The organism is Micromonospora sp. SD19 (assembly GCF_054462275.1).
Genome location: NZ_JBTLMN010000013.1, coordinates 14,171 through 37,572 on the forward strand (window position 1 = coordinate 14,171; position 23,402 = coordinate 37,572).

Here is a 23,402-nt window from a genome sequence, read left to right on the forward strand (position 1 = left end):
AATCGGCGACAATGTCGTAGCGCTCTGGCATCGCTCGACCTGGCAGGAATCGAGCAGCTCGGCGAGAGCCTTGGTTAGGTCGTGCAGGGGCTGGCACCGTCGGTGATGACTCGATCCTCTTCTTCCCTCCGGCGATGTAAACGGGAGAGCCGGGCAGCGCACGCCGTTGGGCCGGCCTGGGCGAATGGCGCGGGCGGTTGCGGTACTACGACTTGGAGGTCGAGGTCCGAGGCCGGGCCAGTCGCTCGACCTCGGCGGGCAACGGTCTGCCTTCCCTGTGCGGCCGATCCTGACCCAGGTGTCCGTTGGCTGGCCGCAGAGCGGCGATGGGCAGGGCCAGCGGTGGGATCGCGCGGACGGCGGTTCGCGGAGATCGTCTTCGCTGTGGTGCTTCGGCCGCGATAGTTGATCGGTCTGCCCGACGGGGCGCGAAGGCAGGCTGACGGGGCCTCCGGTAGGGCCATCCAGTCACGGCTGCGTTGAGGGGAGGGCGGCGCGGGTGCGCGGAGTCGTTACGGCGCCGGGTTGTTGAGCCTTTCGAGTAGGGCGAGTGTGTGCGGCTCGTGCGCGAAGCGGCTGGCCAGCGTCGTAGCGGTGGCTCGGGCTTGCGGCGTATTGTCGAAACGTAGGTGCAGGTCGACCCAGGCGGAGACGATGCCTGGATCGGTCACGTCGGGTCGCAGATGGCGGTACGACGTCCACGCCGCGTCCCACCGGTTCTGGTTGAGCTGAGAGATGATCAACGCCCATGCGTGATCACGGTTCGTGGGTTCGTCTTTGAGTGCTGCCCGGCAGCACGCTTCTACGCCAGCCCAGTCGTTCCGCGTGGCTCTGCGCTCTATGAGGCGGCGATGCAGGGCTTTGCGGTGCTCGGTTGCGAGTTCGCCGGTGGCGAGGAGATCCTTGGCGCATTCGTCGGCGGCGTCGAGGTCGCCTCGGATAGCCAGGATGTTGACTTTCTCCTGGAGCGCCTGGAGCGCCCCGTATCCTGTCCAGGTTTCTTCGCACACGGCGAGGGCCTCGTCGTAGCGTCCTGCCTCACGAAGGATCTCGATCAGCAACTCTCCCGCAGCGGGTGACCAGGCAGACCGCAGCAGCGTGACAGCTCCGTCGTGGTCACCGCTAGCAGCGGCGTTGCGTGCGGTGTAAGCGACACGGTCGCCGTCGTCGAGATTCGCCAACACCGCCACCCGGTCGAGGTCCGTTGCATCGAGGGCGCCTCTGGAGGCGAGTTGGTTCAGGCAGATCCTCGCCGCGAGCGGGGTGTCCGCATTGTCGAGCGCGATCCGCCACATGGCGACCGTAGCCGTGGCGGGTTGACGCGGGTCCGCAGCGAGCGCGCGGATCAGTGGCTCGGCGGGTGTGCCGCGCATGGCGTCGCCGAACCGGACGGCGCGAATGCGGTCGTCCAGGGCAATGCTGGCTTGGGCGCCCACGATCGCGACGACGGGGTCGCTCGCTTCGCGGTCGTTTGCTTGGCCGCCGAATGCGGTGGGCGTGGCCAGTTCGATGACCTCCATGAACGCGCCGACGAGCATGCGCTCCTGTACGAGAAGGCGGTGCACGGTCTCGCTGGGTCCAGCCCATCGCCGTAGGTCGTCCCGGACGGACGTGGCGAGCGCTACCACCTCCTGCTGGTCTTGAAACGGTAGCGTCGTGGCGCCGCGCAGCAGGCGCTCCATGAGCGCCCTGGCCCGGCCGAGCCTGCCACCGGTGCTGGTCGGTTGCCGTTCGCAGACGCGGTCATACAGGGCCAGCGCTTGGTCGAAGTCGCCCCGGCCGGCAGCGCGCTCCGCGAGGAACAACAGGCAGGTGGGCTCCGCATCGAGCTCACCGTCAGACCGATCGATTAGTAGCTTCTCCAGCAGGTCTTCCCTGCCTGATTCATCGGCTTCGAGGGCGCAGACGGCGACGTCCATGAGCAGGTTTGTCCCTGCCCGTTGCGGGCCCTGGACGGGACGGAGAAGGCCGGCGGCTTGGCTCCTGTCCCCGACAGTGATGGCCATGATCGCCGCGATGCCACGCAGCCGCGGCTGGTTGTCCGGATCCCGTTCGGCCGCCAGCGCGAACGCTTCCATTGCCAGGTCCTGGTGGCCGTGGTCGTTGGCATACGCCCCGACGGTCGCAAGCCGCGCCACTGTCGCGTGAACCCAGCCCCGGCTCGCGGCAAGGAGCGGCTCCACGACCGCCCTCGGGTCATCGCGGCCTCCGCTGAGCATCCGCGCGAGACGCCGCGCACCATCGGGGTCGACCTGGCTGAGAGCCGACAGCATCTCCACCGTGGAAGGTGGCAGCAGCGGCAGAACCTCCGCGACAGGATCCGGGTTGGCCGAAGGAGCGGCGAACGCGATGTCACGCAGGGTGTCACGCGATGACGCGTCGAGTACGTTCGCGGACGGCACCTCGATCGACCAGCCGCGGTCGGTCTCGCGCACCGCGTCGGCGGTAATCTGAACCCAGTAGCCGACTCGGGTCTCCGGGTCGACGATGACGAGCACCACGGGCATCAGGTTGGCCAGCCAGTACGTGAGGTGCCGAGGCTCTCCAGTAAAGCGCCAGCCGATCCGCGTCCTGCGTTTGAAGAACGTGGGCCCGCATTTAATCTGAACGGCTATGTACCGGCCGGTGGGGTTTGTGGTCAGACCATCGACCTCGACATGAGCATCGATACCCTGATCCGCCTCGCGCTGCTCCCGAAACGCCCAGGTCAGATTGGTGAACGCGAGTTGCACCTCGGCAACGCCGCGGCGCTCCATTCCCAACGACGACGTCTTCACCCTGCAACCCCATCCGCCTCGTTGCCAGCCGTGCGCGCCTGCCCGGCTGCCACCGTTTGCCTCGTCGACTTCACCGCCCCGTTCACACGGGCCGCCTCCGTCACCGTCTCGGTTACCAGGCCGAGGCCGCCATCACCGCCCGTCCTCGGAGCCCGCACATGCCACTTCCATACGGCTGGGATGGAAGCTCCGCAGCTCAAGTGCCGGTCGACCCTCACCCGAACCGAACCATCGCTGGGCCGGCATTCGCGTGCCCGGTGAGGTAACTCAGTCGTCTTGGTCGATGTCGGGGTCGAACTGGACGAGCCATTCCACGTCGCCGTTCGCCTCGGTGGCGACCAACCCGGAGACGAGCCAGATCAGGGCGGGAAGGAACGCGTCGCCGAGCCGGTCGAGTGCCTCGTTGACGGTCACCGTCGGTGCCAGAGGGCTACCGAGAAGACCCGCGAGTTGGAATGCCTGATCGGCGGGTTCGTCGTCAAGGTTCTGGCGGATCCACCCCAGCGCGGGGCCGGCGAGGTCAGTGGTCGCGGTTGCCTTCGCGCTGGTCAGCCAGGTCATCAGAACGGCGGTCAGGGTGGTGGCGGCGAGACCGGCGGCGTCGGGATCGTCGGCGTGGTCGAGGGCTTCCCCAATCCGCCAGGCGGGTTCCTCCATACCGCTGGTGATCGTCTCGTCGATCAGGTCCCGAAGCCCGTCCGCGGAGAGCTCGACCGTCGCCGCGAGGTCAATATCCTCGACGTCGCCCCGATGGCGGGTCACGGCGTCGGCGTAGGCCTGTACCTCGGCGGCGCTGAACAGGTGCTGGTTCTCCTCCGTGACGAGGTAGCCGACCTCCCGCCAGGCATGGATCGGGGCCGGGTCCACCCCCGCGTCCTCGGCGGCCTTGAGCATGTGGTCCACGGCGTCATCGAAGTTCCGCTGGCTCAACGGGGTCGGCTCGTCAGCGTCCGGGTCGAAGAACACCGGATCTTTCGGTCCCGGCTCGCGGCCGAACTTCTCCCGGAACGCCGCGAACTGCGCCTGGAACCCCTCACGCAACTCCGTACCCGTCTCGGACCCCGCGTCCCACGTCAACGTGGCAGCGCCGTCCGCGCCGACGGTGCGCTGCACGAACCGGGGGTCCCCCATCCGGTCGAGGACCAGACGGGCATGCTGTTCGTGGAACTCTTCCTGCCGAGCCACGTCTTGCCGCTGCTGCAGGCGTGCGCGTTGCTGCGCGGCGCGACGCTGGCGAGGTGTGCGCTTTTTCGGCATAACCCGCTCCTCCCGCCACCCCTTCGACGGGCGACCTGGGGCATTATCCCTCTGCGACAGTCCGATCCGGCTCCGCGACACAGGCCCGTTCGGGCGCGCCTGCCTTACCTGGCTCGGCGACCAGATCCGCCCTGTGGACAGCTTCCGGGTTGCCCACGCACCGGCCGGCTATCGTGCGGATGGAGGGCCACCACAGGAGGACGCGTGCGTCGGACGATCAAGTTCCAGGAAGCGGTCGAGCGGCTGCGCGAGGAAGGCCGCCGTCAAGGCCTGGACATCTCGGCGGTCACCGCCCAGGACATCCTCGCCGACCTTGTCAACACCACCGCCGCCACTCTCGGCATCCGCGCAGAGACCTACGTACGGTCCCACCTTCCTAACGTCGACCCCGCCGACCTCGTGACCCGTCTCAAGCAGGCGGACGACGCGCAGAAACGCGAAGTGGCCGACGCTTCCCCCGCGGTGATCAAGCTGGAGGACACCGGCCGGCTCATCGCGTCGCTCGCCCAAGCGGTGCGATGCGTCAGCCTCAACCACGACCGGCTAACAACAGGACGCCGCGACAAGTGGGAGGCCGTCGGCGTCCTCGACGACGCCAGCAACTGCCTGACCCTGCTCGGCGAAGCCGTGAGCAACAGCCACACCACCGCCCAGGGCACCGCCGTGCTCTGGAGCGACGAAAGCGTCGTGTACGCACGACGCGCTCTCACCCAGACCATCACCAACATCCGCGACGGCGGCTGGACCTTCGCCCACGGCCCGCAACTCGACGCCGACGTCGCCACCCGCATGAACGCCGACCTGAAGATCCTCCCGCCGGAGTGAACACGCCGCCAGCTTCAGATAATGCGACGACCGGCACCGCTCCCGACGCATTCCGCGATACCGGACTGGCGTTCTTGCTATGACCTCGGTCGCCGCACCCGAACCATCCGGTCCATCAGGCGCTCCCCTGCACGCTGAACGCCGACGGGCCGTTTGCTTGGTGACGGCGCTTGACGGCCAGCGCAGGGGAACCCCGATGGGGTTGATCCGAATCGCACAGGCGCCGGCGTGGGGCCGCCCTTGGGGTTGTCCTGCGCCGATGGCCAGGTCTACCGTGACGGCATCGTTGGGCAGGGCGGCTCCCCCCCGTGGTCGCCCTGCCCCACGTAAACAAGCCGGGATGCGCCAGGCGCCGGCCACGTCTCGAAGACACGCGCAGACCGTGCCCCATTCACCCGTTTAGCACATCCGTTCTAAGTTCGCGATATCGTCCTGGGATGACCGCTCCTGACGTGCCACCTGATCCGGTGTCGTTGACTGCCCGGCAACGGCAGATCCTCGACGTGATCCGTGGCTGGGTGCAGCGGCACGGCTACCCGCCGACGGTGCGGGAGATCGGTGCGGCCGTCGGGCTCGGTTCCCCCTCCTCGGTGGCGCATCACCTGAAGACCCTCACCCACCACGGCCTGATCCGACGGGCTCCTGGCGGGCCGCGAGCGGTCGACGCCCGCCCCATGCTCGGCCACGACCCGCCGGTGAAGTCGGAAGCCCCGCGCGGAACCGCCGTGCCTCTACTGGGAGCCATCGCCGCCGGAACGCCGATCCTCGCCGAGGAACTGGTGGAGGAGGTGCTGTCCCTGCCCGCCGAGCTGGTCGGCCGGGGCACGCTGTTCGCGCTACGGGTACGAGGCGACTCCATGATCGAAGCGGCCATCGCCGACGGCGACATCATCGTGGTACGGCAGCAGGCGGTCGCCGACAACGGCGACCTCGTCGCCGCAATGCTCGACGGGGAAGCCACCGTCAAGCAGTACCGAACCCGCGACGGCCGCGCCGAACTCGTCCCCCGCAACCCCCGCTACCCGGTACTGCCCGGCGATCACGCGACGATCCTCGGCAAGGTCATCTGCGTCCTGCACCGCCCGTGATCCCGACGATCGCCGCCACGACCTACCGCCGGCAGCACGGTGGCTCGCCTGGGCTTACTGCTCAGCCAGGTCCGGGCGCCACATCGTGATCTCATCGTCGAGGTCGCCGCTGCGGATGTCGTTCAAGGCGGCCATGTATCCAACCTCAGTGGCGTCGATAAGCATCCTCAGGACCTCGGTCGGTGCGTCCTGGTAGCCGTAAGCCGACCACACGTTGGCCATCGCCTCGTAGGCCCGCCGCACGTCACCCTCGTCCTGCGCGGTACTGCCGTGCAAGTTCGCCACAGCATCGGACCAGCCGGTCACATCACGCTCCGAATAGGACATAAAGAAAGTATGCCCGACGCGATCCCTGCTGCGGGGGGCTCGCTGGCAGCAGCGGACAAGCCCTACCGCCGTGGCCGAACCGGGCTGTTGCCAGGTCTTGCTCGCCCGGCCGCCCGGTGTGAGGGATACCCGCCGGTGTCGAGCTGAGCGAGTTCGCCGTCGATGTCGACCGAGTAGATGCCGTAGAAGTGCACCTTCTCGTGGTGGATCGGCCAGCGGGTCCCGACGAGGGACCGGCCCCGGCAGTATTGTCCGCCATGACGACCGTTCTGTATCCAGTGGTCGTTGTTGCGGTCTGGACAGCACCTGGTGGCATTCCTGTTCCTGTGGATGGCCGGTGGCACCGTCCCTGATGCCTGAGAGGCGGCCGCCAACCAACGACGGTGGTCGTGGGTCGACTCCCGCCGATACCACTCCCGGTGCTGATTCCCGGCCATCCGCCAGATGCACGAAGGGCCCGCATGAGCGGGCCCTAAGGCGGCTGCGGGATCCCCGAGAGGGCCTCCTGCACCAACCAGGCTAGCAGCAGTTTTTGCATCACATACAAACTTCCCGTATCCGACCACTGGCTGGCTGCCGTGCTGGCGAAGCACCCGCACTGGCCTGCGGAAATTGGCTACGGGGCCAGGCAAAGCGACCGTGTCCGGTCACCGGTGCCGAATGATGTTGTGGAACAGGGTCATCGCGCCACCGGCGGCCGCGCCGCCAGCGAGGACGGCGGCGGCCAGCAGTTGCTCGGCCAGGTGAGTCAGAACACCGGCCGCCACGCCGGTCAGGACGGCGAGCAGGAGCACCACGGCGGCGCTTCACGGGGCGAAGTGGGCGGTCGACGAGGAGGCGATCACACACTAAGCAGCCTCGGTGTCGCATGACGCGGTCGACAGGTCAGCCACGGTGATCACCTGCGCCAGCAGCGGTGAGGCGGGCGGAGACGCTCGCCCTCGCACTTCAGCTTGCGCTGTACCCGGATGCCGAACTGTTCGTCCCGGCCGCTCACCCTCACGGCCACCCCTTAGGAGCGTCGGGGTTCTGCGCAAACACCGCGCCGACGGCTCGTTCGTCGTCGTTGAGCCGGCTCAGCATCCGGCCGACGTCGGCGGATCGTCCCATCCGCCGACGTCGGCCGGGACCTGCTGCTCCATCACGTTCACACCCGGGATGATGTCGATCAGGGGGACGGTTCGGCCATCGGGTTCGGGAGGACGGGGTTGTCGAGCGAGCCGATCAGTCGACCCTTGATCTGCCGGTCCCAAATCGGCCGGTGCACTTCGTGCTACTCATTGACCCGTAGCCGCATCACGGTCGGGAAGTCCGTATCGTCAAGTGGTTCGGTGCCGAGCCCAACCCGACTGACGCAGCCCGTGCGCTGGCTACCTGGATGAGGTCAGGTCGCATGGTCAAGGCTGAATCGCGGGCCTTGCGCTCTCCGTCCGTACCTGCCGCTCGTACTCGGCGTCCACGTCCTACCCAACGGAGTGACGACCAAGATGCAGGGCGAGACGGAACGTAGCGCCCCACTCACCGACTCGGTACCTCAGCAGTGCTCCGTCCTGAACGTAGAGATCGGCGAGTGAGCGTCGCAGCCAGGCGCGACAAACCGGCTCATCCTCGCCAAGGTCCTTGACGACCTCCGGCCTACCCATGAACTGTCCGTCGGTATTGGTAGACCTGGGTGTCATCGACGAAGCCGCCCAAACATCGGTTGCCGCGTGCCGATGATCGGATGAACATCACCGAACTCGGTGGGTGGAGGCGCGGACGCACCGATGATCGGGAGTTACCCGCCGTGGAGGGCCCGTTCTCGGTGACGACGGAGCGCCTCCTTGTCTGGCTGACTAGCGGATTCGATCGGCCGCCGCAGCAAGACTCCATCGAACTCTGCATACTCCGTATCCCTGAGCTTCGGATCTACCCGGACGTGGTTGCGGCCGTCGATCCAGATGAGCATCTTGTCGAAGAGGTTATGCAGGTCAGCGCGCAGCAGTAGGCCGTTGCTGACGTGGTCGCGACCGCCATGAGCGACTGGATCGATGTGCGCGGCCTGAAGCACGTGGCTGACTTCGCACCCGCTGATCGCGCACCGTCCACGGTAGGCCTTCATGAGCTCGGCCCGGAATGCCGGTTGGCCTTGCCGGTCCAGTACCTGCTGAAGTCGCCGTATGCGGGCCTCCGGCAGTACCTGTGGTCGCGGTGCCTGCAAGGCATCGAGCCAGTCCTGGATGCGGCTGATCTCATCCATGTCGAGCCTGCGTACGGTCCGCGGTGAAGAGGAGAGGATCCCGGGTGGCGTCGAGGCGGAGAGGAGGCGCCTGGTCGTCTGCGTATCCCACTGGATGTAGATCCGCCAGTGATTGCCGTCTTCTGACCAGCGAGGATCATCAGTGGCAATGCCGCGTGCGACGATCCGAGAGTAGGGGACGCCGGCGTACACCCAGATTGTGTCGCCGGCTCTCATCAGGCGGAAGCTGCTGCCCAGATGCCAATCGGCGATGCCGCCTGGACGGACGGCTCGAAACGTGTCGAGTACAGGCTCGTCGTACCCCCACTCTTCTGGGTCGTTCTCATTGACTGGGTAGACGAACTCGTTCAACGGCCGACCTGCATTCCCTGCCATCGGGGTGCTAACCCTCTGCACTTGTCGTCACCCCTTGGGGTGCCAGATGCGGCCTCACGGCGATCACTGTACGGCGCGGCCGGAGACGTACCTCCACACCGCATGGTCTAGCTCCCGAGGATCTACTTCAAGGCGATCGGCGGCACCCAGGTAACAGCTATGCAGATCGGCGTATGAGAGAGCCGGAACCCCGGCCTCGACAGCAAACGAACGAAGGTGAACGTCGACTGCCGTCGTCGACTTGCCAGCGAGGATGCAGAGGTAGTCTGCAGTCTTCGGGCCGACACCGTTTACCGAACGGAGTCCAATGACGTTCTCGGGGCTACTCAGGAAGACCGCAAGTTGATCGACGGTATTCACGCCATGGTCGGCCAGGTGGAGCGCAAGTCGATGGATGCGGTCTGGCTTCCTGCCGGGCCACTTGAGAACCTCACGTAGGCGGTCGGGGCCGCCGAACGCCAACAGACCGCTTGTTGTATCGGCCCCTGGCTGGTCGGAGCGAAATCGAAGCGCCCGGGCGTTAACCGTCTCGTATCGCATCCCAGCCTGCAGAATCGCATCGACGAGAATGGCGCCCATGTGGCCGTAGCTGTTGTGGGGGTGCGCCTCGATGGATAGATCCACATGTCGGGCGTGGTCAACTAGCGCCACGATGTGCGGCACGAGGCGGGCGGCAGGGCTAGACATCCCACAATCCTCGCGTATCGAGGCCACCCCGATGCGATGGGTACGCACGCGTCTACCGCCAGTCGGGTAACGGCCACTACCGCTGAACACCGGACGTGGATCACTTCCGGTTCGCGGCGATGGTCACCATGACGTCGTTGCTTGGTCCTCGATCACCTTCACTCATCGGTGATGTCCCAGGCTTCGCAGGCGTTCCCAACAACGTGATCCCTTTCCGCCGACTCAAAACCTTAGACCTGCGGCCACGGGCGGATCGCGGCGGCCATGGACAGCGACGCGGTGGTTCAGGTTAGCGGTAGACCCGATCACCTACCTGTTCCAGTGGCTGGTCCCCACATGGCGGCAGGGGGCACGCCCAGATCGGCGTACGATCGTGCCGAGAACAGTGCAGCTGACCAAGTACCGGCGGCGTAGGCGCGGGACGGACCGGATGTCGCAGCCCACAGCACTAGGGTGATCGGCCAAGATCGATAGACGGTGGGCGTTGCCCGCGCTGCGGCAAGCGCGCGCCGTATCGCGAGCGCTTCAACTGCGGGCTCCCTACTGGACACAGGCAGTCATAATCGGGTTGGCTCGTACCCGTGGGCGGATTGACGGTTCGACGTGCAAGCCTGTGGCAGGACGCCGTGCGGCTGTTGCTGCTCCTCGACGCGGCGGTGGAACCTGTTGGCGATGACTCCGAGGCGCCACCAGGAGCCGCGGGTGTCGTTCGTGCGCAGGTTCGACTTCAGAAGCTGGACTTCTGGGTTCGGAATCCTGACTACCTGGCCAACGAGCTGCTGAACGACTTCGAGCGAGACCCTGAGTCTCCCGGCCTGGTCGGTGAGGCCGAACGAATCCTGACCGAGGAGGAGCCGGACCTCCGCCGCTTCCCGATGCTGCGACACCGCTTCGGCGCGTTCGAGCACCTCGACAATGCATTGGCGGTTCTCGTCGAGCGGGGGCTGGCTCGCAAGCGGCACCGCTTGGGTGGCGGCACCAGGATCATCCAGCACAACTACTACCTGCTCGACCGAGGCCGCATGACGGCTGTTGGCCTAGTGGCTGAAGCTCCGGCGCTGGCCTGGTACGTCGAGCGCACTCGGCTCGTGGTGAACCTGGTGGACGGGCTTGGAGGGAGCCAGATCAAGCAACGCCAGTACCTCCAGCGCGACTACGCGGACACGCCGATAGGTTCCTACATCCCTGGAATCACCGACCAGGTACGTGCGCGTCTGACGAAAATTCGGGAGGCGCATGCGCTGGGCACGAGTTCGACGGAGGCTTCGTGATGACCCGAGCAGAGAGCGCTGGTGCGCAAGCGTGGACCGCACCAAGCCCGGGCGAAGTCCTCAGACGCGTCGCGGCGAAATGTTCTATGGACGTTGCCGACGTGGAGACGGTGCTGACGGAAGCCGGCATAGCCCTTCCCAGCCCGGTGCCGGCAACCCGGCGAATCGACGTCCAGCGGTTGAGGGTCAACGGCGTCAAGAACGACGGCACCGAGTTCACCATTGATCGGACGATCGGCCCCGGCGTGTGGGCAATCATGTTTCCAAAGAACTTCGTCGGGAAGACGAGCCTGCTCGAGTTCCTGGTGTGGGCGCTCCGCGGCGCTCCGCGAGAGATCGCCCCGGACGTGCGAGCCTGGGTTCGCCGCATCATCGTCGATGTCGTGGTGAGCGGGCAGGCAGTACGGGTGATCCTGGTCCAGGGCTCGTACGGGGATCTCTCGTGCAGCATCCTCTCGGCCGGCTCCGCCGACGAACTCGTCACCGGGGAGGACGACAGCCTCCACCTGCTCGCCGAGGCCGAGGGCGAGGCCGAAATCGAGAAGCTCATCGGCACCTTCATGATGGAAGCACTCGGCCTCGGATATACGTCGATCTGGGATCCGACAGGGGGACTCGATGGCGGAGGCGCCTCACAGAATCATGGCTGGGCGGCCTACTTTGGCGCGTGTTACCTCAATCATGGTGGTAACAAGCTGCTCCTCGGGGACATTGCGAATCTGAGATGGTTGCCCGCCAAGCTCTTGGACCTGTTCATCGGCCTTCCCTACGCCGGCATCCTTTCCTCCCTGAACACCGCACAGAAGCGCCTCAACAAGACAGCTAGGCAAGCAGCCCACCGTGCTGAGTCGGACCGGACGGCCCGACAGGACGAGCGGAAGCAGTGGCAAGACGAGTTGAGCGAGGTTCGCAAGCAGCTGGAGCATGCGAACCGAGCGGCTGACCCTCTCATCACTGATGCGATCGCGGCCGTCGACAGCGCCCTTGATGACCTTCGGGCAGCCCGCTTAGCCCATGCCGACGCCGAGGAGCTGAAGGTTAGGGCTGATCAAGCATGTCTTCTTGCCGGGCAGCAGGTGATGGACGCCAAGGAGACCTGGCAGGCCCGTCGGGTGCTTGGGCTTCTCGACCCGGATTGTTGTCCACGCTGCGAGGAACCGATCGAGCCTGCACGACACGACGCGGAGCGCCAAGATGCGTCCTGTGCCGTATGTGCCCGGCCTATGCGTCAGGTGGACGAGGAGTTCGCCGAAGCGCGCATCCACGAGCTGGAGGAGGAACTGGCAGGACAGCAGGAGGCGCGCGGGAAGGCTAAGGAGGACCTTGCCGAGCGCACGCGAATCCTGACAGAGTCCCAACGGAGCCACAACGAGGCTGTCCAGCGACTGGATGAGGTGCGCGTCGCGACGGCGTACCGCGCGCAGCGCGACCTCGAAATCCGTGCGGCGCGGCTGGAAGGACAACTGCAAGCCACCGGATCTCCTGATGGGGCGCTGCCCGAGCCGACGCCTGACGCAACTGAGCAGGTCCTGGCCGCGGTCATCAAGGTTCTCGGGGGCGTCGTCAAAGAGGCCGCTGACTACCTGTTCCCGGAACTGGACCGCCAGATAGTCGCACTCGCTCGCGACTTCGGCGTGCCCAACCTCGACTCCGTTGACGTCAAGCGCAACGGAAACCTAAACGCCGTCAAGGGCGGCGAGAAGACCGCATTCCCGGACTTCCAACCTGGGGAACGTCTACGGGTGCGGATCGCCATGGTGATAGCCATGCTTCGGGTCAGCACGCAACGTGGGGTGCCGGCCCATCCCGGCCTCCTGCTCATCGATGCGATTGGCAGCGAGGAGGTGACCACCTCGGACGCGACGCGGCTGGTCAGGGAGTTGAACCGGCTAAGCGACGACCTGCCCGGGCTTCAGGTCATCCTGACGACGGCCAAACCGGAATACATCGGCGACGTGCTGCCCGAGGAAAGGATCATCACCAGCAAAGGCGACTACATGTTCTAGAGGCGAAACATGATTAGCTGACTACGCAGGACCTCAAGATCGCACCGCTGACCGAGGAGGACGCGATGGGCTCCGTCGAAGCCGCTCTCTCCGAGTGGGCAGCGCGCGCCACCGAGGAGCAACTCGAGCTCGGCCCAAGCCTCGACGACCTCGGCGGCAGCGAGACCGTCTCGGCCGAGGCGGAAGCCCTAGCCGCAGGACCGATGCTGCCGTACCTTCTCCAGGCATTGGCCCACCAGACGCACGATGCGGAGGACATCAGAAAGGTTCTGAAGCCCGCCATATCCGCTGGACTCATGGCTCCTTCCGCTGCCTGGGTACTCGCCGAAGCGATCGAGCTCCTGTGCTGCCAGCCGGCTCTCCTCGACTCCTACGCCACCATCACCGCGAAGGCCCTGTTGCGACACGCGGAGGACGCCTTTGCTGGCGAACAAGCGCCAGCGTTCGCACACGACGCCGTTGCGGGCCTGCTGCTTCTATCGCTGGGGGAACACACCAATCACCACCGCCTCCTGCTTCTGCTCACGGAGATCGACGGGACCGAGCCTGCTGAGGCCCTCGAGCGGCTACCACTGCTGATCGGCATCGCGCACGACCACTACGAGGACGCCGGCCTGATCAAGGTACTCCAAGCCCTTGAGAATGCTGAGTCGCTGCCGCCGGCAACTCGGAACGACGCCCGCTACGAACTGGCCTTGGCGACGCTACGGGCTGGACTACACGCCGACAACCAGCAGGAAATTCTGCGTCTGCTCCGCTCAGCGGCCATCCTTTTGCAAGCCGTTGAACATGCGGAAGAAGCACGCCTAGACGCTCGAGCCTACCGACTTGCCTTGGAAGCGCTCTTCACGTTCACCGAACTCGAGCAGCAGCCAGACATCGATGTGCAGGACCGGCTCGCCTCTCTCGCACATGATCTTGACAAAGCCGTCTCTCAGCGTGTCGCGTGGTCCGCGCGGATGCACCAGCCTCCCTGGCTAGAGGCTAGAGGCCATACTGAAGCATCCTGGCTCGAACTGGTGGCGACACTTCGCAACGCAGGAAATTGGCTGCTGCAGCCGAGTTGGCTCGACGCAAGCAAGGTCCTGGCAGGGGTGCTGCAGGTCTATCGAGCCAGCAGGTCGGTCTACGCGGTCACGGGGGCCGACAACAGCCTGGAGAGACTCATTTCCCCGCCGATTGAGGCAGCGTTCATACGAGAGATGGGACTCCTGCACCACCTGAGAGAAGGCCTCAAGCACGACCCGCAGTTGGCGCAGCACCCCGACGCTCTTCAACTCGACCAGAGAATCTCCGCGCGGCAACACGCGCTCGCTTCTGGGTCCTCAGCGGAGCCGCCGGGAAAATCCGAGGCCGGGCAGGGGCCCTGGGGCTCGCTGCTCAATGGGACTGACGAGGTCCTGAAGGAAAAAGTGCGTGGGCTCCTAGAAGAGCACGAGAGAGGGTTCGCACTCACCGGCGACCTCCTGCTCGATACTCAGCTAGCGCAGCTTCATGGACAACTAGTGCAGAGCCCGAAGTGGGAGGAACCCGCGCGAAGCTACTTCAGCGCCCTGCTGAACCACGTTCTTCGGTTCCTGCACCTTCGCTTCAACGCCCAGGCAGATTTATTGGGTGGTGTCACTGCGTATCTCGGTCCGCACCCCAAGGGCAAGCTGTGGCTTGAGGAGGATCTGCAGAACGACTGCCTGCAATACCTTGCCGGAATGCTCGAAGCCGGCAGTGTGCAGCGGGAGGTCATCGACGTCGCATCAGGGCGTGCCGACATCACGTACACTCCCGAACTCGGCATGCGGTTCGTGGTGGAGGTGAAACGGCACGAGAACAAGTGGACTCGGGAGAAAGTCGAAAACAAATACCTGGCCCAAGCCGTCAACTACACGGCGACTACACCGCCATTCTGCATCCTTCTCCTAGGCGATCACAGTGACCACTCCAAGGGCTACACCAGCCTTGAGGACAGCGTGTGGAGCACATGGCGGTCGCGTAGCCCTACGGAGACTCCGCGCTTCGTCGCAATCGGTGTACTGCCGATAGGCCGCCTGACGCCCTCGGAGCTGACCAAACGGGCCCGGGTCACCTCCTAGCAGCGAGCTGGCATCCAAGCGGCACTGCGGCCGAGAAGAAACTGCCGCCACCGTCGGATCACTGCCTGCACGCGGTGATCGTACGCATGTTCGAGGGCGGGTGGCGGCGGGGCCGTGCGCAAGACTTACTCGCACCGGTCCTCGCCGCCCCGGCCGTGGGGTTCGCAGTAGTCGGGGCGATGCCGGTACAACCGCAGGTCACGCCCGTGTCGTCGCCCGAGCTCGGGCGTGATCTCATACAGGCAGGCCCGCTACACAACGGTTTCCCTATCGCCGGTGACCACCTCGGCCTGCCCCCGCAGCAACTCCTCCATAGCCCGACGGTAGGTAACTGGCGCGGGCTCAGCCCGGCGTACAGGATCACCTCCGACCCGAACGGCGTGGAGAGGAAGCGGTTCCCGCAGCGGAACGTGCCGCCGCAGGGACCGGAGGTCAGTGGCTTGCGGCCAAAGCTGTTCCACCTGCACGCGGCCGTGTCCGGCAGCTCGAGCGGTGACCTCGCCGACCCGACCAGGATCCGTGCCCACACCGCTGGCGGTTTGGTGGAAGACCTGGTCACGCGACCCGAGCACTGCCTGCGACGGCAACTTGCTCGCCGGCGCCGATCAAGGTATTTGAGCCCGTGAGGCGACGGATAAAGTGCCGACGAGTCGATGGGGCAAGCCCGTGTCGGCGTCGTCAAACCGGCCCTGACCAAGGCCGCAAGCCCGGCTGAGAGCGCCGCACCCCGTGGCGGGTTTCGGCGCGAAGCTGTCGGTGGCCCAGCTACCGTGTACCGGCCAGCGCCCCGTCTAGTGCCCGCCGCTTGACAACATCTGCCCTATTCAGGGCGATGTTTCGGGCTAGAAAGACCTGCTGCCGTCCACAGCGGGCTGGCGGAAGAAGGTTCTGTTAATCCCGCCGCACGGCGCGGTGGGACCCAACCCCGCAAGGCCAGGTCCCACCGCACAATTAACTCAGGGGATGCGGCTCATTTGTGAGCGCCGACAACGCTGCGGCGATCTCCTGCATCGTCGCCCGCACGTAGGTGGCTGTAGTGCCAGCATCACTACCGCCCTCCGAATGACCGGCGTAGGCTCGTGCGACGCCGTAGCCGAAGTTCCTTTCCACCCAGGTCAGCGTGGTGTGACGCAACCAGTGTGTGCTGATCTGTTGTGTGTAAACCCACGGCAGGTGCTCGCCGATCCGCACCCACAGATGGTCATAACGCCGGTATGTGATGGGCTGCCCACTCCGATAGCGCAGCAGTTGCCCCGCCTCCGTCGCACCCCGCTCCTCAGCATGCCGTTGCAGGTACCGCATCAGCGTCGGAGAAATCGGCTGCCACCGCCTTGAGTCCCCCTTCTCTCGCAGCAGGATCAGACATTGATCCGGATCCAAATCGGCCGGACGAAGCGCCAGCGCGCCACCGCGTCGACACGCCGTCTCGGTGTGCAACCGCAGAAGCAACGTGTCGAGCGCCGGATCGTCGCCCGTGCTGGCTGCAACCTCGTTGATCTCGGCCAGCCGGGTATCCGCCACTGCCCTGCGCGTGCTCGGCAGCCGTCGCGGCTTCGCCACCTTCAATGCAGGGTTGTCCGAAGCAACGATGAAACCATCAGCGACTGCCCTCTTGTAAAGACAACGCAAGGCGGCAATCAGATGCTCCGCCGCGCTTCGACCTCCACGGGCGTTCCGCCGCGCCACCACGTGCGTCTTGACGTACTCCGCCAACTGCTCGATCTCCGACGGAGTGGGCTCGTCCAATCTTCGATGCCCCCAGTGCTCCACCACCCGCTTCCAATAGGAGCCGTAGGCACGCCGCGTCCCCGCCGTGACCGCAGCCGCCACCACCGGGACGTACTCGGCAAAGGTCGGCGACGGAGGCCGAGCCACCGCAGCGTCCAACAGCTCAGCAGGCGAGATGCCCATCCGAGCAAGAAGCAGCCGAGCCGCGTCCAACTCAGCACGATTCGCCGCGGTATCACTCATGCTCGCCCCCGAACACCGCGTCGTGAGCCTGGGTGATCAGCTCGTCGAGCTTCGCCGGCGGGTGAACTACCAGCCGTCCGCTGGCCGGTTCAGCGACGATAAGTACGCGGTCACCGGCGGCGAGGCCGCACCACTGGCGAACCACCGCCGGCAGCCGGACATGACCTTCCTTGGCCACCTTGAAGACGCCCTGTTGATCCGCGGAAACCACAATCAGCCCATGGCGCTCCCTGATGCTCAATCGCAGTCCGGGCGCCCACTGAAGCACCTTCATCGCCGACCGATCAGCGATCCGGCCGTGCGCATTCAGCGTGACCAGTCCGTAGACAGCCAGGCGACTGCGGGTGGCGGCGAGGGTTGGAAGGGGTAGCGGCGGTCGTCTCATCGCTGCGGCAGGAGTACCAGGAGCACCACGTGCGCTGGTCTGCTGACCGGGCAGGGCAACAGCGGGGATGACAGATGAGCTGGCGTGTGTTGTCGCAGCTCTCGCTCCGGGAGGCCTGTCACGAGGGGCAGCGCCGGCGCCTGTGTCGTAGGAGCTTCGGCGGTGGTCAAGCATACTTGACCACCGCTACGTCATACTGTGCACAAATGAAAGATACTCGTGTCCGAGGGGGGACTTGAACCCCCACGCCCTATACGGGCACTAGCACCTCAAGCTAGCGCGTCTGCCATTCCGCCACCCGGACCTACACGTTCAGCCTACCTCGCCGACCAGATGATCTTTCCATCCGGTGGTCGGCACGGCGGGCCGCACGGGGAGTTACTGTACACGCCGCTCGTGGATCATGCACATCGCCTTCCGGCGCCTCTCCCCCGGCGCTTCCGCCGCTGCTCAAGCCGCCTCAAACGGCGCGGCGACACACGGTCGAGGCGTGTCCGGGTAGCGTCCGGCAGCCCTCTGACGGCAGCATTGCCACGTGCCCCATCCCTCCCCCTTGGCAGCCGCCCAGCACCGAGCCCTCGCCCTGCGCGCCGCGGGCGACCTCAGCGCCGCCCGGCAACTGCTCGCGGAGGCCGTCGAATCCGCTCCTCCGCCGTACGGTGACGATCATCCGGAGGTGCTGCACACCGCGCACCTGCTGGCGCGGTTGCACCGGGAGGGGGACGACCCGCCGGCTGCCCGCCGGGTGTTGGAGGAGGCGTTCGCGGCGGGCGAGCGGCGCTGGGAGCACTCGGATCCGCTGATGCTCGCGCTCGCCTTCGAGTTGGCGGAGGTGGCGGAGGAGTTGGGCAACCGGCACGAGGCCCGCCGCAACTACACGCGCGTGGCCACCGCCGGGCCCGCCGTGCTCGGTGAGAACCACCCGGCGGTACGAGCGGCCCGCGACTATCTCGGCCCGCCCGCGTCGACGTCGGGCGAGCAGCACCCCGCGCGAACGTCCGGCCCGGTTCCGGTCGCCCCGGCGGGCGAGCCGGGTGCCCGGTCGGCGCTCACCGGCCCGACCCTGTCGCTGGCGACCCTCGCCGCGATGCGGCCCTCGGCGGGCGGTCCGCCGCCGGCCGTCTCACCCTGGGCGCCGCCGCAACCGCCGGCTGCACCCCCACCAACCCCTTCGGCGGTACGCGCACCCGCCGCACCCTCGTCGCCCCGCAACGCCGTCCCAGCGCCTCGGGCGATGCCCGTTCAGCCGGCAGCCTCCTCGACCCGGCCGACGCAGCCCGGCCCGCCGACGGCCGCACCCAGACCTGCGGCGACGCCAATTCCACCCGCTGACGAGCAACAGCCAGCGACCGCGATGTCGCTTGGCTCACGCTCCAGCGGGCAGTCCCCCACGAATGCGCCACCTCCGGTTCAACGCGCCGAGAAGTATCCGTCCGCACCGTCCCGGTCAACGGTCGACCCGACGCCCCGGCCCAGGGCTGAGGGCCCGCCGACAGCGCCGGCCGGGCAGCGACCACCACACGGACCGCCAGCCGGGCCAACCGTGGCACCACGTCAGCGGGTGGGTGACCAGGCGACTCCGCCGGTGGCCGACGCGCCACCACCGCCGCCCGCCGCACCGGCGGTGCCGGCACCTCGCTGGGACAACCCCACGATCCAGGTACGGCAGATCGAACCGCTGCTCGCCGAGGAGGCCGCCCGAGTCGCCGCCGGGCGAACCGCACCGGGCGATTCGCACAAGGTGTCCGACACCGAGGCGACGCTGCCGGGTAGGGCCGCCCCGGCCGTCGACCATCCGGGGCCGGCCTACCCGCCGAGCGGACCACCTACCCAGCCTGTCAGCGCACCCCCGGTGACCCCGCATCCGATCTCCGCGCCACCCAGCCAGCCGCACCCGGTCTCCGCGCCGCCGGCCCACCCATACCCGGTCTCCGCACCCCCCGGCTACGACCAGCCCGTCTCCGCACCACCCGGACACACCTACCCGGTCTCCGCACCCCCCGGCTACGGCCAACCCGTCTCCGCACCACCCGGACACACCTACCCGGTCTCCGCACCCCCCGGTTACGGGCAACCCGGGTTCGGGCAGCCTGTCTCCGGGCCGCCTTACGGGCCACCCGTCTCCGCGCCTCCGGTGAGCGCGCCACCCGTGCCGCCCTGGGGGTTGACCGCACCGCCCTGGAGCAGCAGCGCCCCACCGCAGCCTCTGCCGACTCCCGCTGCCGACCCCACCGACCCGCCCGCGACGCGCAATCAGCCCGCGACCGCCGCACAGGCCACGACCGCCGCACGGGGCATGACCGTCGGACAGGCCATGGCCGCCGGACAGCCCGCGACCGCCGCACAGGGGACGGCGGCCGGACCGGGCACGGCGGCCGGACAGACCATGATGGACGCGGGTGGCACCGGTGCGGACGGTGACCCCGGGCTGGGCATCCTCGACGCCCCGGCGGCGTCGAGCCGGCAGACCGGGGGTGCGCTGTCCGACCAGACCGTGGTGTTCCCGTCGCCCGGCGGGCCGCCCAGTCCGGGCTGGCCCGAAGCCGCCCCGCCCGCCCCGCTGGCCGCGCAGACGAAGCTCACCGCCGGGCCGACGAACGTCACCGGAGCCTCCCCAGCAGACCCGAGCATCGCTCAGGCAAGCCCTGTCGCACAGCCGGCCTGGTCACCGAGCGCCGGCCCGAGGCCGCCGGCCGCGCCGCCACCGGTGCAGCAGTACCACCATCAGCCGGCCCAGGCGCCGTACCCGATCCAGGACCAGTACCAGGCGCCGTACCCGGGTCAGCAGTACCACCCTCCGGCGTACGCCGATGATGGTGGGTCGACGGGCCGCAACCGGGCGGCGCTGATCGGTGCGGTGGTGGCGGCCGGGGTGGCCGTCGTGGCGGTGGCGGGTCTGGGCGCGGTGGTGCTGACCCGTGACGACCCGCCGCCGGCCGCGACCCCGACGACGGCGGCGACGCAGGCGCCGACGGCGGCCGGGCCGGCGCCGGGAGACCTGAAGCTGCGGGACGATTCGACCACGATCACGTTGACCTGGACGGACCCGACCGGTGGTGCGGTGCCGTTCATGGTCGCCGCCGGTCGGGCCGGGCAGGCGTTGGGGGTGATCGCCACCGTGGACCCGGGCCGGACCAGCTACACGGTCAACGGGCTGAACTCCCGGGTGGATCACTGTTTCACCGTGTTGGCGGTCTACTCCACTGACAGCTTTGCGACTTCCGGGCAGGTCTGCACGACGCGGGAGCGCCGAACCACGCCGACCGGGTCGCCCTCCGGCCGACCGTCGCCGCGCTGAATCGAGCGCGGAACCCGGCTGAGCTGGACGTCCACAACGCACACGCTCGGTATCCACAGGGGTGACAGTGCGGGTTCCCCCGCCACCACCAGCGCCATATGATGGCACCCGGCTCAGGGGAGGGGTCGCCGCGAGGCGCACGCCACCTGCCACGACTCACGGGAGGCAGCCGGCTGTGGCCAGCATCGACGACGCCGTACGGACCGAGGCCCCCCGCCCCCGGTCCCGGCTGCGCGGCGGGCTGGTGACCGTCGGCACGGTGGCCGCGCTGCTGGCTGCCATGGGGTTGACAGTCCTCGGGTTGGGCGCGGCGGACAACGCGGTGGCCAACTACGACGCGAGCTCCTGGTTGTGGAGTGCGGCGCGCAGCGAGCTGGCCCGGGTCAACGGGGTCACCGCCCGGGTGGACACCCGCACCGAGATCCCCGGTGCCCGGCAACATCCGATGCAGATCACCCAGACCGACCGGCTGCTGATCCTGCGTGACCTGCAGACGGGGCAGGTCAGCTCACTGGATCTGGCCACCCTCCAGCTCAGCGCGACCACCCGGACCACTCCTGGCCTGGGGGTGAGTGTGGCCCTGCACGAGGACGCGGCGTTCGTCGTCGATGCCGTGCAGGGCATCGTCCGGCAGCTCGACCCGCGATCGTTGACCCCGGTCGGTGAGCCGGTGCGCTATCCGCCGGGCATCGCCGGCGGCACCTTCGACGGTGCGGGTCGGCTCTGGATCGCGGTGCCCAGCGAGGGCACCGTCTCGGCGATCACCGCTGCCAAGCTGCCGTCCGCGCCGGCGTCGGCCGCGCCGGCGGGCACCGGGCTCAGCCCGCAGCGGGTCGAGTCGTACGACGTCGCCGACGCCAGCCACGAGCTGGTGGTCTCCACCCTGGACGACGGGGTGGCGGTGCTCGACCGGACGGCCGGCACGCTGGTGCGGGTGCAGCACGGTGAGGTGCACCCGACGCCGCTGACGCTGTCCGGCCCGGCGGCGCTTCCCGCGCGTACCAGCGGTTCACGGGTGCCGGTCACGGTGACCGCCGACCGGCGGGTGCTGCTGGTGGGTGACGGTGGGCAGGAGAGCGCGTTCACAGTGCCGGGTGAGGGGGGTCGGCTCAGCCCGGCGGTGGCCTGGGCGGACCGGTTCTACTGCGCCGACGAGGCCACCGGCATGATCTACTCCTTCGACGCGGCGGGGCAGCTGGTCGAGACCATCCGGGGGCGGGCCAACGGGCCGCTGGAGCTGGAGGTCCGGGAGAATCACCTGTTCATCAACTCCCCCGACTCGGCGACCGCCCGGGTGGTGGACGACAAGCACCAGGTGCGCGAGGTCAACAAGTACGCCAACGATGTGCTCGGCGGCGACCCGCCGCCGGTCCCACCGCCGCCGCCCCCACCGAAGAAGCCGCGGGTGGGCAAGCCGAGTGCGCCGCGCAGCGTCACGGCCGCCGCCGGTAACGCCCAGGCGCGGGTGAGTTGGCGGCCGGCCGCCGCCAACGGCGCCGAGATCATCAAGTACGTGGTGGAGGGCGCCGGCCAACGCCTGCAGGTGGGCGCCAACCAGCGGGCGGTGGAGGTCAAGGGTCTGACCAACGGCGAGACGTACCGGTTCGCGGTGCACGCCGTCAACGCGAAGGGCGACGGCCCGGCGCGCAACAGCAACCCGGTGACGCCGACCGCCGCGGTCCCCGACCCGCCGGCGAGCGTCACCGCGCAGGAACGGCCCGACGGCACGGTGCTGGTGAAGTGGCCGGCGGCGAACGGGCAGGGCAACACCATCGCGAGGTACGCGGTGACGGCCAGTTCGGCGGGGGCGAACGCGCCGGCTGGCGAGTCGACCAGGACGGAGCTGGTGGTGCCCGCCGGTGAGCTGGAGTACGGCACCCAGTACGCGTTCACAGTGGTGGCGGTCAACAGCAAGGGCGCCGGGTCGGCGGCGTCCCCGGTCAGCAACACGGTGGTGCCCTTCGCCGCGCCCGGTCGGCCGCTCAACCTGCGCGCCGGCACTGTCGCCAACCAGCCGGGTGCGGTGACGGTGCAGTGGGCGCCGGCCGAAGCCAACGGTCGGCCGGTGACGAAGTACCTGGTGGACGTCGGTGGGCGGGTCAGTGAGGTGACCGACACCCGCACCACGGTGACCGGGCTGGGCAACGGCCAGAACGTCACAGTGAAGGTGAAGGCGGTCAACCAGGCCGGGCCGGGGCCGGAGGCCACCGCCACCGCCCGGACGGTGGCCGAGCCTCGGGTCACGGTGACCGGCTCGTCGTCGACCGCCACCGGGGCGACTGTGACGTTCACAGTGGACGCGGGCGGCGGTCAGGCCACCTGCTCGCTGAGCACGGCGGGCGAGCCGGCGAAGGCCGGGGCCTGCTCCAGCATCACGATGGCGGGCCTGACGCCGGGCACGAAGTACACGTTCACGGTGACGGCCACCAACGCCGCCGGTAAGGGCACGGCGCAGAAGGCCCAGAACACGCAGCCGCTGTACGGAATCGCTACCTGCAACAACGGGCCGGACGGTGACCAGCGGACCTACTGCGACAAGGAGGTCGACGGCCGCAACGGCAACGAGGTCTTCAAGGTCACCCGGCAGGACAACGACCAGCAGGCCGGCTGGGCGAAACCCGGCACCCGGTTGAAGGCGTACTGCAAGAAGTCGGGCGAGAACGTCGACTCGTGGATCTACAACAACCAGAAGCAGAGCAACTGGTGGGTGCAGGTCGAGTTCAAGGGGAAGAACTACATCCCGTGGGCCTGGCTCAACCTGGAGGGCGGCGACACCATCAACGTCCTGCCCACCTGCTGAACCACCAGG

Annotated in this window: 15 protein-coding genes, 1 tRNA gene and 1 pseudogene; 7 read left to right on the top strand and 10 right to left on the bottom strand. The window is 67.8% G+C overall.

Annotation, left to right across the window (positions count from 1 at the left end; all coding sequences use genetic code 11):
• Positions 1-512 precede the first annotated feature (512 nt).
• Positions 513-2,777 (bottom strand): DUF4365 domain-containing protein, encoded by a 2,265-nt coding sequence (locus ACX27O_RS29900; protein ID WP_141710421.1) that lies wholly within the window; start codon positions 2,775-2,777, stop codon positions 513-515.
• Positions 2,778-3,044: 267 nt separating this feature from the next.
• A complete protein-coding gene (locus ACX27O_RS29905) occupies positions 3,045-4,115 on the bottom strand; it encodes a carboxymuconolactone decarboxylase family protein (protein WP_458940445.1) in 1,071 nt (356 codons plus the stop codon).
• A gap of 123 nt (positions 4,116-4,238) precedes the next feature.
• Here ACX27O_RS29905 and ACX27O_RS29910 point away from each other — a divergent pair, with 123 nt between their 5' ends.
• Positions 4,239-4,859 (top strand): hypothetical protein, encoded by a 621-nt coding sequence (locus ACX27O_RS29910; protein WP_091404203.1) that lies wholly within the window; start codon positions 4,239-4,241, stop codon positions 4,857-4,859.
• A 437-nt stretch (positions 4,860-5,296) separates the two neighbouring features.
• A complete protein-coding gene (gene lexA / locus ACX27O_RS29915) occupies positions 5,297-5,947 on the top strand; it encodes a transcriptional repressor LexA (protein ID WP_091404200.1) in 651 nt (216 codons plus the stop codon).
• A 54-nt stretch (positions 5,948-6,001) separates the two neighbouring features.
• Here the strand turns inward: lexA and ACX27O_RS29920 are convergent, their stop codons facing one another.
• The 4 genes from ACX27O_RS29920 to ACX27O_RS29935 form a co-directional block, all read right to left on the bottom strand.
• Complete coding sequence (locus tag ACX27O_RS29920) at positions 6,002-6,274, bottom strand: hypothetical protein (protein WP_091404195.1); 273 nt, start codon at positions 6,272-6,274, stop codon at positions 6,002-6,004.
• 647 nt (positions 6,275-6,921) lie between these two features.
• Positions 6,922-7,071: a hypothetical protein gene (locus ACX27O_RS29925; RefSeq protein WP_167362461.1), complete on the bottom strand. Its 150-nt coding sequence runs from the start codon at positions 7,069-7,071 to the stop codon at positions 6,922-6,924.
• Positions 7,072-8,051: 980 nt separating this feature from the next.
• Positions 8,052-8,864: an HNH endonuclease gene (locus ACX27O_RS29930; RefSeq protein WP_167362460.1), complete on the bottom strand. Its 813-nt coding sequence runs from the start codon at positions 8,862-8,864 to the stop codon at positions 8,052-8,054.
• An 87-nt stretch (positions 8,865-8,951) separates the two neighbouring features.
• Positions 8,952-9,575 (bottom strand): HhH-GDP family DNA glycosylase, encoded by a 624-nt coding sequence (locus tag ACX27O_RS29935; RefSeq protein WP_091404188.1) that lies wholly within the window; start codon positions 9,573-9,575, stop codon positions 8,952-8,954.
• A gap of 581 nt (positions 9,576-10,156) precedes the next feature.
• Between ACX27O_RS29935 and ACX27O_RS29940 the strand changes: the two genes are divergently transcribed.
• The 3 genes from ACX27O_RS29940 to ACX27O_RS29950 all read left to right on the top strand — a co-directional run bounded on the left by ACX27O_RS29940 (position 10,157) and on the right by ACX27O_RS29950 (position 14,939).
• On the top strand, positions 10,157-10,846 hold the full coding sequence (locus ACX27O_RS29940; protein WP_244166376.1) for a hypothetical protein: 690 nt from the start codon (positions 10,157-10,159) through the stop codon (positions 10,844-10,846).
• 86 nt (positions 10,847-10,932) lie between these two features.
• Positions 10,933-12,852, top strand: coding sequence for a hypothetical protein (locus tag ACX27O_RS29945; protein WP_091404183.1), 1,920 nt, complete (start codon positions 10,933-10,935; stop codon positions 12,850-12,852).
• 65 nt (positions 12,853-12,917) lie between these two features.
• Complete coding sequence (locus tag ACX27O_RS29950) at positions 12,918-14,939, top strand: hypothetical protein (protein WP_091404181.1); 2,022 nt, start codon at positions 12,918-12,920, stop codon at positions 14,937-14,939.
• Between the two features lie 125 nt (positions 14,940-15,064).
• Here ACX27O_RS29950 and ACX27O_RS29955 read toward each other — a convergent pair.
• From ACX27O_RS29955 to ACX27O_RS29970, 4 genes and pseudogenes are all read right to left on the bottom strand, one after another.
• Positions 15,065-15,253 (bottom strand): annotated as a pseudogene (locus tag ACX27O_RS29955) (hypothetical protein).
• A gap of 637 nt (positions 15,254-15,890) precedes the next feature.
• A complete protein-coding gene (locus ACX27O_RS29960) occupies positions 15,891-16,910 on the bottom strand; it encodes a tyrosine-type recombinase/integrase (RefSeq protein ID WP_167362459.1) in 1,020 nt (339 codons plus the stop codon).
• Entirely contained in the window at positions 16,903-17,295 is a 393-nt protein-coding gene (locus ACX27O_RS29965; protein ID WP_458940446.1) for an AbrB/MazE/SpoVT family DNA-binding domain-containing protein, read from the bottom strand. Before ACX27O_RS29965 ends, ACX27O_RS29960 begins: the two co-directional genes overlap by 8 nt.
• Before the next feature lie 220 nt (positions 17,296-17,515).
• Positions 17,516-17,599: transfer RNA gene (locus ACX27O_RS29970), tRNA-Leu, on the bottom strand.
• Positions 17,600-17,830: 231 nt separating this feature from the next.
• On the opposite strand from ACX27O_RS29970, the gene ACX27O_RS29975 reads away from it, so the two are divergent.
• Both ACX27O_RS29975 and ACX27O_RS29980 read left to right on the top strand, forming a co-directional pair.
• On the top strand, positions 17,831-20,593 hold the full coding sequence (locus tag ACX27O_RS29975; protein ID WP_458940447.1) for a fibronectin type III domain-containing protein: 2,763 nt from the start codon (positions 17,831-17,833) through the stop codon (positions 20,591-20,593).
• Positions 20,594-20,768: 175 nt separating this feature from the next.
• Positions 20,769-23,393, top strand: a complete 2,625-nt coding sequence (locus ACX27O_RS29980) for a fibronectin type III domain-containing protein (RefSeq protein ID WP_458940448.1) — start codon at positions 20,769-20,771, stop codon at positions 23,391-23,393.
• The last annotated feature ends 9 nt before the right edge of the window (positions 23,394-23,402 follow it).

Bases quoted from the DNA above. Each gene is read 5' to 3' on its own strand.
- lexA (WP_091404200.1), top strand. From the start codon at position 5,297: ATGACCGCTCCTGACGTGCCACCTGATCCGGTGTCGTTGACTGCCCGG.
- ACX27O_RS29920 (WP_091404195.1), bottom strand. From the start codon at position 6,274: ATGTCCTATTCGGAGCGTGATGTGACCGGCTGGTCCGATGCTGTGGCG.
- ACX27O_RS29935 (WP_091404188.1), bottom strand. From the start codon at position 9,575: ATGTCTAGCCCTGCCGCCCGCCTCGTGCCGCACATCGTGGCGCTAGTT.
- ACX27O_RS29945 (WP_091404183.1), top strand. From the start codon at position 10,933: ATGGACGTTGCCGACGTGGAGACGGTGCTGACGGAAGCCGGCATAGCC.
- ACX27O_RS29950 (WP_091404181.1), top strand. From the start codon at position 12,918: ATGGGCTCCGTCGAAGCCGCTCTCTCCGAGTGGGCAGCGCGCGCCACC.
- ACX27O_RS29960 (WP_167362459.1), bottom strand. From the start codon at position 16,910: ATGAGTGATACCGCGGCGAATCGTGCTGAGTTGGACGCGGCTCGGCTG.
- ACX27O_RS29965 (WP_458940446.1), bottom strand. From the start codon at position 17,295: ATGAGACGACCGCCGCTACCCCTTCCAACCCTCGCCGCCACCCGCAGT.